The sequence below is a fragment of the Actinomyces procaprae genome (genome assembly GCF_004798665.1).
In the GTDB taxonomy this organism is placed as follows: Bacteria; Actinomycetota; Actinomycetes; order Actinomycetales; family Actinomycetaceae; genus Actinomyces; species Actinomyces procaprae.
Map to the genome: position 1 here is coordinate 1125670 of NZ_CP039292.1, position 12295 is coordinate 1137964.

Genomic DNA, 12295 nt, shown 5'->3' on the forward strand with positions numbered 1-12295 from the left:
CCGGTCCAGAGCCCCACGGTCGTGCCGATAGCGCTACGTTCGTGCCGATGGCTCCGGTGGCGGTGATGCTCACCCCGCTTCCGCACGCCGCCGGGCTAAAACAAACATTCGCACCGATGTGTTGCCTCACGGCTTCTGGGACTGTCTGGTCTCACGGCATCTGGGAGTGCCAGTAGTTGTGAGATTCTGGGGCGGGCAGGCTGGGGTTGGTTTATGCGGTTTCGCCGTTCAAGCGTCAAGCGAATCCAATGAGCTTCGGCTCGCGGGGCGTGGGCGTTGGAGGGCTGGGTGCGTCGGCTACGTCAGTTGCCCGTGTACTACGCCCGTTAGCGGTCTGCTGAATGGCTGCGGGCCGTTGACGGTGTTAAGGGCACCGCGGGCTGGCCGTCGGAGGGCCGACGGCGGTGTCAGCGATCAGCGCGCCTTCAGTGATCACCGGGCGCGGGCTGGGCGTTGTCACGCACCCGCGTGGGGTGCAGACCGCCCACGGTGGGGTCGATCCGCTCCGCGTTGATTCGGGCCGCGAAGGTCCGGTATCCCCAGATGGTGTAGAAGAGCACCACCGGCAGGAAGACGACGGCAACCACGGTCATGATCGCCAGCGTGGTGTCGGCGGAGGCCGCCTGAGTAATGGTCAGCGAGTAGGCGGGGTCGATCGAGGAGCGCATCACGTTGGGAGCCATAGCCGTGAAGACGAGAATGACCACGCCGGCGATCGCGGCGAAGTGCAGACCGAAGGCGAGTCCCTGGCGGCCGCGGTAGGAGCAGACCAGGGAGCCCACTAGTGCTGCGGCGGCCGCGGCCAGCGGGAGCCAGGCCCAGGCGCTGGCCGAGTAGCCGACCGCCCACACCCCCCAGACGGCGGCTGCAAGCGTGGAGACGATTCCGCAGCGTCGGGCGAAGGCCGCCGCCCGCTGGGAAAGATCGCCCGCCGTCTTGAGGGTGATGAACAGGGCCCCGTGGGTGAGGAACAACAGGCAGGTGGCGGCCCCGCCCAGCAGCGTGAAGGGCGTCAACAGGCTGAGGAAGCCGCCGGTGACCTGGTGTGATGCGCCGGCGATCAGCGCGTCCGCGGGTACTTCGGCGGCCGGCACGGGCGCACCGGTGGCGGTGTCGACCACCTCGATCTTCATGCCCTGCACCAGGTTCGCGAAGGCGGCGCCCCACAGGATCGCGGGCAGCCAGGCGGCCACCGTGTGCGCCCAGTCCCAGCGGTCGCGCCAGGCCTGGTCGTTGATGCGGCCGCGCCACTCGATGGCGCATACGCGCACGATCAGGCACAGCAGGATGACGAGCAGCACCAGGTAGGCGCCGGAGAACAGCGTGCCGTACCACTCGGGGAACGCGGCGAAGGTAGCGCCGCCGGCAGTAAGCAGCCAGACCTCGTTGCCGTCCCAGTGCGGGCCGATGGTGCGTACCAGGGCGCGGCGCTCGCGCTCGTCGCGGCCAAGGATCTTCAGCAGCATTCCGACGCCGAAGTCGAAGCCCTCGAGGGTCAGGTACCCGACCCAGAGGATCGCAATGAGGATGAACCAGAGGACGGAGAGTGTCACGGCGGGCTCCACGGGCTAGTCGTAGCGGCAATCAGTACTGGAAGGACAGCGGGGGCATCTGCTCACCCGGGCCGTTGTCGGTGGTGGCGTCCGTGGCGTCGGCCACCTGGGCTTGTACGCCCTCGCGGACATAGCGGCGCAGCAGCAGGAACCAGATGACTCCGAGTGCGGCGTACAGCAGCGTGAAGACGATCAGGGAGGTCAGCACGGTTCCGGAGGACACCACGGAGGACACGCCGTCGGCGGTGAGCATGTACACCTGGGAGACGGGATCGGCGAGGTTTGGCACCACCACCCAGGGCTGGCGGCCAATCTCGGTCATGATCCACCCGAAGGAGGAGGCGACGAATGGCAGCCACACGCTGCCGAGGGCGAGCCTGCCCAACAGCCGGGAGGTGACCAGGCGGTCCCGGCGCGTGAGCCACAGCGCAGCCGCGCCGATCGCCACGGCGAGCGTGCCCAGGCCGATCATGAGTCGGAAGGACCAGAAGGTGACCATCTCGTTGGGGGTGTAGTCCACGCCCGCGCCGTAGCGCTCGGCGTACATCTCCTGGGCGTCATTGAGGCCCATGATCTCGGCGTGCGGATCGTTGGTGGCCATGAAGGAGTACACGTACGGGACGGTGATCAGGTGAGTGGCGGTGCCGTCGGCGCAGCTGCCGAAGGCGGCCACGGTGAAGCCCGCCCCGGACTCGGTCTCGCAAAGCATCTCCGCCGCAGCCATCTTGGCGGGCTGCTCCTCGGCCACGAGCTGGCCCTGCACATGGCCCGAGCCGAGGGTGAGGAACCCGGCGATGAGCATGGTGACGGCTCCGAAGCGGGTCATGCGCCGCCATACGTGGCGCGCCTCGAAGTCCTGCTGCGCGCGGGCGGCCTTGACCATCCACCACGCGGACACCCCGAGTATCAGTGCTCCCGCTACCAGGAAGGCGGAGGAGATCACGTGTGCCACCGTCACCCACAGGATCTTGTTGCCGAGCACTTCGAAGAACCCGCCGATGCCGTCCAGCTCGGCACGGCCGGTCTCCGGGTTGACGACGGCGCCGACCGGGTGCTGCATCCAGGAGTTGGCCGCGAGGATGAAGAACGCGGAGATGTTGGTGCCCAGGGCGACCATCCAGATGCACAGGTTGTGCAACTTGGGGGACAGGCGGTCCCGGCCGAAGATCCACAGGCCAAGGAAGGTGGACTCCATGAAGAAGGCCAGCAGTGCCTCGAAGGCCAAGGGCGCCCCGAAGATGTTTCCTACGAACCGGGAGTACTCCGACCAGTTCATGCCGAACTGGAACTCCTGCACGATGCCGGTGGCGACGCCGAGTGCGAAGTTGATCAGCAGGAGGTTGCCGAAGAAGTGTGCGGCCGTGCGCCACTGCTCCTTGCCGGTGCGCAGATGGAGGGTTTCCATGAGAGCCACGAGCGGGGACAGGCCGATCGTCAACGGCACCAGGATGAAGTGGTAGACGGTGGTGATGCCGAACTGCCATCGAGCTACGTCGAGGGAGTCGAGCGCCATCGGAACAAGGCCCATCTGCGCCGCCTTTCGCGAGGAACCACGGTAAATATAAGAGGATCCTAAGGAGGATTCCTTGGGGGATAGGCTCAGTATAGGCGGCAGATGACGGCGTGTCGGGAACAAGTGGAACTCGTTACCTGGCGGCCGTCGAGGCCCGGCCGCCACGAACCACGGAGGCGGTGTCCGCCGTCGGCGAGACGACGGTGTGACCCGAGGCGGCGTCGCCCGGCGGGCGCACACCTGTGGGATACTCGCCCTGGCACCGGCCGCCCCGTACCGGTAACCGGTGTCCGAACCTCGGCCGAGACCGCCCGGAAGACTTGCGCCGCATCACGCGCCGCCGCACTTCCGCATGTGCGAGTTCCGCCGCAGGCCGGCGCCGCAAGGCGCACGCGTAAGCTTTTTGGCTCCCCGCAGGGGAGCATGACCGCGCCACGGCGCCGCGGGTACGGCGGAGCTGTAGCGCCCGAAAGTGCAGATAGACCCATGTCCCCATCGTCATCGCGCTCAACCGACTCGACCGCGCCCTCGCAGGGTGCCCAGGACGGAGACGCCCTCCGGCGCCCCGCTCGGCGGCACCGCCGGGTGACGGCGGCGGCGACCGCGCCCGAGCCCGCCGCTCCCGCGCGCCGGCACGAGACTACCGTTACCGCCCCGGCGTCGACCGCGGCCGAGGACGGCTCCCCCCTGACCACGGTGGAGCCGGCGGAGGCGGCCCAGTCGGCGGACTCCGCCGCCGCAGAACCGGAAGTGGCTGCGGATGCCGCTGTGGAGGCCCCGGCAAGCGACGTCCCGGAGGACGCCACCGAGACTGATGCTGCCGCGGTGGCGGATGACTCAGGCGACGAACCGGACGCTGAGGAGGAGGACGCGGCGGAGGACCTCGAGCAGCGGCTGCCTGCGGCCTCGCTGCTCTTCCAGGCGCCCGATCCGGCGCTCGCCCGCCGTCGCCGCCGCAAGGTGACCGTGGGCACGACGACTCCCGTTAAGGCGCCGCAGGCGGAGCCGGAGAAGACCTCCGCCCCGCGTGCTCAGGACGACGACGCGGCCGCGGGCTCGGAGCGCCGGTCCGCCTCCGCGCGCGAGTCCTCCGCCGAGTCCGCACCCCGGAGGCGTCGTCGGCGCGCGACCGCGGCCTCCACCGAGCCCGCACACGTCGAGGAGGCCCGGCCTGCCCGGCGCCGCCGCGGTGATGCCGCCGTCGAGGCTCAGGACGCCGTCGTTGCGGAGGACGCGCAGACCGAGTCCCGGTCCGGGGAGGAGGACGGCGAGAAGGAGGCCGGCAACGGTCGCCGCAAGCGGCGTCGCGGTGGGCGTGGCCGGCGTGCCCGCTCCCGCGCGGACGAGCGCGTCGATGCCGGTGAGCAGCCTGCCGACCCAGCGGATACCTCGGACGCCACGAGCAGCGACAGCGCCGACGAGGCCGCCTCGGAGGCCGCCGAGGCATCGGTCGGCTCCTCGCGCCGACGCCGCCGCCGTTCCCGCAGCCGCTCCGACTCCGCCCGGGACGTCCGGGATGAGATCACCGCGCTGAAGGGCTCCACCCGGCTGGAGGCCAAGCGCCAGCGGCGTCGGGAGGGGCGCGCCGCCGGGCGCCGTCGGCCCATCATCACCGAGGCGGAGTTCCTGGCCCGCCGTGAGAGCGTCGACCGGCAGATGGTGGTGCGCGAGCAGGACGGCCTGAACCAGATCGCCGTCCTGGAGGACGGTCTGCTGGTGGAGCACTACGTCGCCCGGCACACCCAGACCTCGCTGGTGGGCAACGTTTACGTAGGCCGCGTACAGAATGTGCTGCCGTCCATGGAGGCCGCATTCGTGGACATCGGCAAGGGACGTAACGCGGTCCTGTACGCCGGCGAGGTCAACTGGGACGCCGCCGGCATGGAGGGTAAGCCGCGCCGTATCGAGGACGCCCTGTCCAGCGGCGACACCGTGCTGGTGCAGGTCACTAAGGACCCCATCGGCCACAAGGGTGCCCGCCTGACCAGTCAGATCACCCTGGCGGGCCGCTACCTGGTGCTGGTGCCGGGCGGCACCATGACCGGCATCTCCCGCAAGCTCCCGGACACCGAGCGCAACCGGCTGAAGAAGATCCTCAAGCGGATCGTTCCCGACGACGCCGGCGTGATCGTGCGCACCGCCGCGGAGGGCGCGGGGGAGGAGCAGCTCGCCGACGACATCAAGCGCCTGGTGTCCCAGTGGGAGTCGATTGAGAAGAAGTCCTCCCAGGTGCTCAAGGGCTCCGGCAAGGCGCCCGTGCTGCTGAAGGAGGAGCCCGAGCTGGCCGTGCGCGTGGTGCGTGACGTGTTCAACGAGGACTTCCGCAAGCTCATTGTGCAGGGCCCCGACGCCTGGAAGACCATCTCCACCTACGTCGGCGATCTCAGCCCGGAGCTGACCGACCGGCTGGAGCACTGGGTCAGCCCCGAGGACGTGTTCACCGCCCACCGTATCGACGAGCAGCTCGCCAAGGGCTTCGACCGCAAGGTCTGGCTGCCCAGCGGCGGCACGCTCATCATCGACCGCACGGAGGCCATGACCGTCATCGACGTCAACACCGGGCGCTTCACCGGCGGCGCGGACGGCACCCTGGAGGAGACCATCACCCGCAACAACCTCGAGGCCGCCGAGGAGATCGTCCGCCAGCTGCGGCTGCGTGACATCGGCGGCATGGTGGTGATCGACTTCGTGGACATGGTGCTGGAGTCCAACCGGGACCTGGTGCTGCGCCGCCTGGTGGAGTGCCTCGGCCGCGATCGCACCCGGCACCAGGTCACCGAGGTCACCTCGCTGGGGCTGGTGCAGATGACCCGCAAGCGGGTCGGCCAGGGGCTGGTGGAGGCTTTCTCCACGCCGTGCGAGTGCTGCGGCGGGCGCGGCTTCATCGTCCACGAGCATCCGGTGGAGAACCAGGCCGTGGACATGTCCGCATCGGCACAGCGCGGAAACAGCTCTGGCCGGGGGCGGCGCGGCGAGGGTGGTTCCAAGCCCGCGACCAAGACCGGTGCGAAGTCCGCCACCAAGTCGGCCAAGTCCTCGGGCCGCGGCGCCAAGGCCCCCAAGGAGTCCGAGGAGAAGGGGCGCGATGAGGCCGCCCGCTCCGCCGTGCGCGGGGCGCTGGCCCAGATCGCCGCTGCCGCTGAGCATGCGCACGAGCACGCCCAGCCGGAGGAGGGCGGCTCACAGGCCCCTGAAGGCGCCGTGGCGGCGGGTCAGGAGGCGGTCGGCGACCCTGCGCAGACGCAGTCCTGAACTGCGGGGTGCGGAAGAACACAGGCCCCAGAAGCGTTCGCGGGTTGGTGTCGCCCGCCGGATCGCATAAAGTAATCCGGCGGTGCGTTCCGCACCATTGCCCAAGTAGTCGACCGCAGCGGTGGAGCGGTGCTCCCGGGAGCGGGCGGCTAGAAGAATCGACAGAGATGAGTAGTCAAGTGGTCTACGCGATCGTCAAGGCCGGCGGCCGTCAGGAGAAGGTCTCCGTCGGTGACGTCGTGGTTGTCGACAAGCTTGCCGGCGAGGTCGGCGACGAGGTCACCCTCGCCCCCGTCATGCTGGTGGATGGAGACAAGGTGACCGCTGCGGCGGCGGACCTGGCCAAGTCCTCCGTGAAGGCTGAGATCGTCGGTGACGAGAAGGGCCCCAAGATCAACATCCTCAAGTTCAAGAACAAGACGGGCTACCGCAAGCGCCAGGGTCACCGCGCCAAGCTCACCGCCGTCAAGATCACCGCGATCGGCTGAGCGGGTCACCCGTCCGCAGCATCTTCAGGCACCAGCGATACAGAAAGAAGCCCCGATATGGCACACAAGAAGGGTCTTGGTTCCTCCCGCAACGGCCGCGACTCCAACGCCCAGCGCCTCGGTGTGAAGCGCTTCGGCGGCCAGTTCGTCAAGGCCGGCGAGATCATCGTCCGCCAGCGCGGCACCCACTTCCACCCCGGCAACAACGTCGGCCGCGGCAAGGACGACACGCTGTTCGCCCTGACCGCCGGCAACGTTGACTTCGGTAGATTCCGCGACCGCAAGGTCGTCAACGTCATCGCGGCCGAAGGCTGAATCGGCCTCACGCATCATGACTGCATCCGCGAGGGCGGGCGGCTTCGGCCGTCCGCCCTCGCGCGTGCCGGTCCCGGGGTGATCGCCCCACCCAGCCCGAGGAGACACCCATGCCCAGCTTCATCGACCGCGTGGTCCTGCACGTCGCCGGCGGCGACGGCGGCCACGGCTGCACGTCGATCCACCGTGAGAAGTTCAAGCCGCTGGCCGGCCCCGACGGCGGTGACGGCGGACACGGCGGCAGCGTCGTGCTGTCCGCGGACCCCCGCGTCACCACCCTGCTGACCTATCACCGTTCCCCGCATCGCCGCGCCGGCTCCGGCACACCCGGCCAGGGAGGCTGGCACCGGGGCGCCGACGGCGAGGACCTGGTGCTGCCGGTGCCGCTGGGAACCGTGGTAAAGGACTCTGACGGTGCCGTCCTGGCGGACCTGACCGCAGCCGGCGAGCGCGTCGTCGTCGCCGAGGGCGGTCCCGGTGGCCGCGGCAACTTCTCCCTCGCCTCCGCCAAGCGCAAGGCTCCGGGCTTCCACCTGCTGGGTGAGCCCGGCCAGGCCCGTGACGTCACCCTGGAGCTGAAGACGGTCGCCGACGTCGCCCTGGTCGGCTACCCCAGCGCCGGCAAGTCCTCCCTGATTGCCGCCATGAGCGCCGCCCGCCCCAAGATCGCCGACTACCCCTTCACCACGCTCACCCCCAACCTGGGCGTGGTGGAGGCCGGGGAGACGCGCTTCACCATGGCGGACGTGCCCGGGCTGATCCCGGGGGCGAGCGAGGGCAAGGGCCTGGGCCTGGAGTTCCTGCGCCACATCGAGCGCTGCGCCGTGGTGGTGCACGTGCTGGACTGCGCCACCCTGGAGCCGGGGCGTGATCCGCTCAGCGACTTCGACACCATCGAGACGGAGCTGGCCGCCTATGCGGAGCGGCTGGGCGCCGATGAGGCGGACCCGGCGCTGACCGGGCTGCCCCCGCTGATGGAGCGTCCCCGCGTGGTGGTTCTCGCCAAGGTGGACGTCCCCGAGGCGGCGGAACTGGCCGAGCTGGTGGAGGCGGACTTGACTGCGCGCGGCCTGCCGGTGTTCGCCGTCTCCGCCGTCTCCCACGCGGGGCTGTCACGGCTGGCCTTCGCCCTGGCGGAGCTGGTTGAGCAGGCCCGTGCGCAGGCGTCGGCCGCCGTCGCGGAAGCACGCCCCATCGTCCGCCCGGCACCGGTCGGGCGACGCGGCGCGCAGCCGGCAGTCACCGTGGAGGTCATCCAGCACCCTGCCGAGGGCACCGTCTACCAGGTGCGGGGGGACAAGCCCGAGCGCTGGGTGCGCCAGACCGACTTCTCCAATGACGAGGCCGTCGGCTATCTGGCCGACCGGCTGGCGGCGGGCGGCGTCGAGGACGAGCTGGCGAAGGCGGGCGCCCACGCCGGGGACACCGTCCTGATCGGGGATGTCGACACGGGCGTGGTGTTCACCTGGGAGCCGTCCATGACCACCGGCGCGGAGCTGCTGGGTGCCCGTGGCACCGATGCCCGCCTGGAGGACCGTCACCGCCGAACCAACGCTGAACGCCGCGAGCAGTACCACGACTGGATGGACGCCAAGGAGGCGGCGCGCCAAACCCTGCGTGATGAGGCGGACAAGGGGCTGTGGACCGACGCGTCCACCTGGGAGGAAGCATGAGCGGCGCACCTGTGGATGCCATGAGCACCCGGTCGGGTACTGGCGGCGATATCGGTAACGGCCCGCGCCCGGAGGCCCTGCCCGAGGGCTCGCGCGTGGTCCTCAAGGTCGGCTCCTCCTCGCTGACCCGCCCCGACGGCGGCCTGGACCTGAACCGCATTGACATCCTGTCCGGCCTGCTGGCCGGCATGCGACGCCGGGGCCACGACGTGGTGCTGGTGTCCTCCGGTGCTGTCGCAGCCGGCCTGGTTCCGCTCGGGCTGGACGCGCGCCCCGGCGAGCTGCGGCTGCTGCAGGCCGCTGCCTCCGTCGGCCAGGGGCGGCTGGTTTCACGCTGGCAGACCGCCCTGAGCGCGTACGGCGTGGTCACCGCTCAGGTGCTGCTGACTGCGCAGGATGTGGCCGTGCGCAGCCACTACCGGACGGTGCGCGCCACCTTCGATGCGCTGCTGTCAATGGGGGCGGTTCCCGTGGTCAACGAGAACGACGCCGTGGCCACCACCGAGTTCAATCTGGGGGACAACGATCACCTGGCGGCGCTCGTGTCCCATCTGGTGACGGCTGATGCGCTGATTCTTTTCACGGACGTGGACGGCATGTGGACTGCACGCCCGGGCACGCCCGATGCCCGCCCCGTGCGCTACGTCGGCGGCGCCGGCGAGCTGGCGGGCGTGCGTGTGGACGGCGACGCCGGTGCACTGGGCACAGGCGGGATGGCCACCAAGGTGCAGGCGGCTACGATCGCCTGCGCCTCCGGCACGGCCACGATCATCGCCGACGCGGATGACGCCCCTCGGCTGCTGGGCGGGCGCACCATTCCGACCGACCTGGGGACGTGGTTCGCCCCCACCGGACCGCATCGCTCCAGCCGTCGGCTGTGGATGGCGCACGCCTCCATGCCCGAGGGGCGGGTGCTGGTTGATGCCGGGGCTGCTCAGGCCGTTACCGCGGGTAAGAAGTCCCTGCTGCTGCCGGGCGTGGTCGGCGTTGATGGGGACTTCGAGTCCGGCTCGGTGGTTGAGATCGTGGGCCCGCAGGGGGTGCTTGCGCGCGGCATCTGCCGGTATGCGGCCTCCGAGATCGAGGAGGTGCTGGACGCGCGGGGACGTGGAGCGCCCGCGCCCGGAGACCATGTGGCCCCGGTGGTACACCGCGACGACCTGGCCGAGCTGCCCCGCACTGCCGGCGGCTGATACCTCATCCCCGCCCTCCCCCTCGCCGAGATCGGTAGATATTACATGCCGAGGTCGGTAGACGTTACGTACTGAGATCGGTAGACGTTACGTACTGAGGTCGGTAGATATTACGTACTGAGGTCGGTAGATATTACGTGCCGAGGTCGGTAGAAGTGGTGAGGGTACCGTCCGGTCCGCGGAGAAATGTCCGGAATCGGCACAAACGAGGCGCTCGCAACCAACAGCATCTGAATAATCGTTGAAATCATACGGTTTTGGTTTCGGCCAGCGGTGCCGGACACGGTGTTTGTGCCGATCTCGGACAAGCGCTGCCCGCAGGCCGAGGGGCGCGCACCACACCGACGTCGGAGCCGCCCGCGGACGTGGCTACGGGCGCGCGTGCCAACGGCCTCGTCGCAGAATCACGACGCCGAGTGTCGGCCGACGCCTACCCGCCCGGCGCGGGTGCGGCTAGAGTCACTGTCATGACGATCTCCCAAGTAGACGCCTCCGTCTCCGCCAACGACGCCGAGGCCCTCGTTGCCACCACCGCTCGCGCCGCCCGCCAGGCCCAGCGCGCCCTGGCCGGCGTCAATCGGGAACGCAAGGATGCCGCCCTGCACGCCCTGGCCGACGCACTGGCTGCTCGCGCCGAGTTCATCCTCGCCGCCAATGTGCAGGACCTAGAACGTGCCCGCGCCGCCGGCATGAAGCCGGGACTGATCGACCGCCTCGCCCTGGACGGCGATCGCATCGCCGCGATTTCCGACTCGCTGAGAGAGATCGCCGCACTGCCCGACCCCGTGGGCGAGATCGTGGACGGGCAGACGCTGCCCAACGGGCTGCGAGTGCGGCGCGTGCGGGTGCCGCTGGGCGTGGTCGGCATGATCTACGAGGCACGCCCCAACGTCACCGTGGACGTGGCCGCCCTGACCCTTAAGTCCGGGAACGCCGTCGTGCTGCGCGGCGGTAGCGCGGCCGCGGACACCAACGCCGCCATCATCACCGTGCTGCGCGACGCCCTGACGGCGGCGGGCCTGCCTGCCGACCTGGTCACCACCATTGATCCGGCGGGCCGTGCCGGCGCCACCGCCCTCATGCATGCGCGCGGCCTGATCGACGTGCTCGTACCGCGCGGCGGGGCGGGACTGATCCGTACCGTGGTGGAGGAGTCGAGCGTGCCCGTGATCGAGACCGGCTCCGGCAACTGCCACGTGTACGTCGATGCAGGCGCGGATCTCGCCGCAGCGGTCGACATCATCGTCAACGCCAAGACCCAGCGGGTAGGGGTGTGCAACGCCGCCGAGACGCTGCTGGTGCACCGCTCCACCGCCTCCGCCTACCTGCCTGCCGCCGCGGACGCCCTGTGGGAGCGCGGCGTCACCCTGCACGCCGACGCCGCCGCGCGGGCGTGTCTCCAGGAGCAGGCGGCCGATCGTGGCTGCGGTGACTTGCTTGTGGAGGCCACGGAGGCGGACTGGCAGACCGAGTACGGCAGCCTGGACCTGGCGGTGCGCGTGGTAGACACCATCGACGATGCGATCGCGCACATCACCGCGTATTCAACCGGGCACACCGAGGCGATCTTGACGCAGGACGTGACGGCCATGAACCGGTTCGTCGCCGGCGTCGACTCGGCCGCCATCATGGTGAACGCCTCCACCCGCTTCACCGACGGCGGGCAGCTGGGACTGGGCGCGGAGCTAGGCATCTCCACCCAGAAGCTGCACGCCCGTGGCCCCATGGGGCTGGCGGCACTGACCACCACCAAGTGGGTCGTAGAGGGTGAGGGGCATGTTCGTCCCTGACATCCCGCGCCCGCCCTCGCTCGTTTAACGGGACCGACTCCCAGGAGGTAGTGGTTTCATGAATCCAGATCGTGGTAGGCCGTTTGCATTAATTGTGGCCGCTGCGGCCGCCGTGCTGCTCATATGCGTTGCCGCTCTGGTGCTGCGCCGTCCGGCGGGACTGGGCGATGAGCCCGGAATCGCCATGACACCGTCCGCTGCCGAGACTGCGCAGATGGAGCGCAGTGTCGGCCCGGTCATGACCCCCAGGGCATCCACTGCTGGGGCGGACAGCACGGGCGACACCGGCGGCGACGCGCCCGAGGTGGTGCAGCAGGCTCCGCCGCAGGCCGTTAATCCCCAGGGCAGCAATGGTGCCGGTAGCAGTGGTGCCGGTACCAGCCGTGGCGGTGACGTTGATGACGATGACGACGTCGATGACGTTGACGATGACGACGACGATGACAAGGACGACGACTGAGCCTGGTCACTCGCTGTCGCCGGGAGTGCTCGGGCCTGAGTCCCGTCAGGCGCGCAGC

The 12295-nt window shown here is 69.7% G+C and carries 9 protein-coding genes; 7 read left to right on the forward strand and 2 right to left on the reverse strand.

The genetic code is table 11. The features are described 5' to 3' along the window. Positions 1–425 precede the first annotated feature (425 nt). Both cydB and E4J16_RS04435 read right to left on the reverse strand, forming a co-directional pair. On the reverse strand, positions 426–1553 hold the full coding sequence (gene cydB, locus E4J16_RS04430) for a cytochrome d ubiquinol oxidase subunit II (protein WP_136313369.1): 1128 nt from the start codon (positions 1551–1553) through the stop codon (positions 426–428). A gap of 31 nt (positions 1554–1584) precedes the next feature. Next, positions 1585–3081 (reverse strand): cytochrome ubiquinol oxidase subunit I, encoded by a 1497-nt coding sequence (locus E4J16_RS04435; RefSeq protein ID WP_136313370.1) that lies wholly within the window; start codon positions 3079–3081, stop codon positions 1585–1587. A gap of 471 nt (positions 3082–3552) precedes the next feature. Here E4J16_RS04435 and E4J16_RS04440 point away from each other — a divergent pair, with 471 nt between their 5' ends. From E4J16_RS04440 to E4J16_RS04470, 7 genes are all read left to right on the forward strand, one after another. Continuing rightward, positions 3553–6318, forward strand: coding sequence for an Rne/Rng family ribonuclease (locus tag E4J16_RS04440; RefSeq protein WP_136313371.1), 2766 nt, complete (start codon positions 3553–3555; stop codon positions 6316–6318). 167 nt (positions 6319–6485) lie between these two features. After that, complete coding sequence (rplU, locus tag E4J16_RS04445) at positions 6486–6806, forward strand: 50S ribosomal protein L21 (RefSeq protein WP_136192791.1); 321 nt, start codon at positions 6486–6488, stop codon at positions 6804–6806. A 57-nt stretch (positions 6807–6863) separates the two neighbouring features. Next, positions 6864–7121, forward strand: coding sequence for a 50S ribosomal protein L27 (gene rpmA / locus E4J16_RS04450; RefSeq protein WP_136192792.1), 258 nt, complete (start codon positions 6864–6866; stop codon positions 7119–7121). Positions 7122–7231: 110 nt separating this feature from the next. Then, a complete protein-coding gene (gene obgE, locus E4J16_RS04455) occupies positions 7232–8794 on the forward strand; it encodes a GTPase ObgE (RefSeq protein ID WP_136313372.1) in 1563 nt (520 codons plus the stop codon). Positions 8795–8814: 20 nt separating this feature from the next. Beyond that, positions 8815–9987 (forward strand): glutamate 5-kinase, encoded by a 1173-nt coding sequence (gene proB, locus E4J16_RS04460; protein ID WP_136192908.1) that lies wholly within the window; start codon positions 8815–8817, stop codon positions 9985–9987. Positions 9988–10454: 467 nt separating this feature from the next. After that, entirely contained in the window at positions 10455–11777 is a 1323-nt protein-coding gene (locus tag E4J16_RS04465; RefSeq protein ID WP_136313373.1) for a glutamate-5-semialdehyde dehydrogenase, read from the forward strand. A gap of 94 nt (positions 11778–11871) precedes the next feature. Next, positions 11872–12237 carry a hypothetical protein gene (locus tag E4J16_RS04470; protein WP_136313374.1) on the forward strand — a complete coding sequence of 122 codons (366 nt, stop codon included), beginning with the start codon at positions 11872–11874 and terminating at the stop codon, positions 12235–12237. The last annotated feature ends 58 nt before the right edge of the window (positions 12238–12295 follow it).

What these genes read in the sequence shown, in the direction of transcription:
- E4J16_RS04435 (WP_136313370.1), bottom strand. Translation starts at nt 3,081, where the DNA reads ATGGGCCTTGTTCCGATGGCGCTCGACTCCCTCGACGTAGCTCGATGG.
- E4J16_RS04440 (WP_136313371.1), top strand. Translation starts at nt 3,553, where the DNA reads ATGTCCCCATCGTCATCGCGCTCAACCGACTCGACCGCGCCCTCGCAG.
- rplU (WP_136192791.1), top strand. Translation starts at nt 6,486, where the DNA reads ATGAGTAGTCAAGTGGTCTACGCGATCGTCAAGGCCGGCGGCCGTCAG.
- rpmA (WP_136192792.1), top strand. Translation starts at nt 6,864, where the DNA reads ATGGCACACAAGAAGGGTCTTGGTTCCTCCCGCAACGGCCGCGACTCC.
- obgE (WP_136313372.1), top strand. Translation starts at nt 7,232, where the DNA reads ATGCCCAGCTTCATCGACCGCGTGGTCCTGCACGTCGCCGGCGGCGAC.
- proB (WP_136192908.1), top strand. Translation starts at nt 8,815, where the DNA reads ATGAGCACCCGGTCGGGTACTGGCGGCGATATCGGTAACGGCCCGCGC.
- E4J16_RS04465 (WP_136313373.1), top strand. Translation starts at nt 10,455, where the DNA reads ATGACGATCTCCCAAGTAGACGCCTCCGTCTCCGCCAACGACGCCGAG.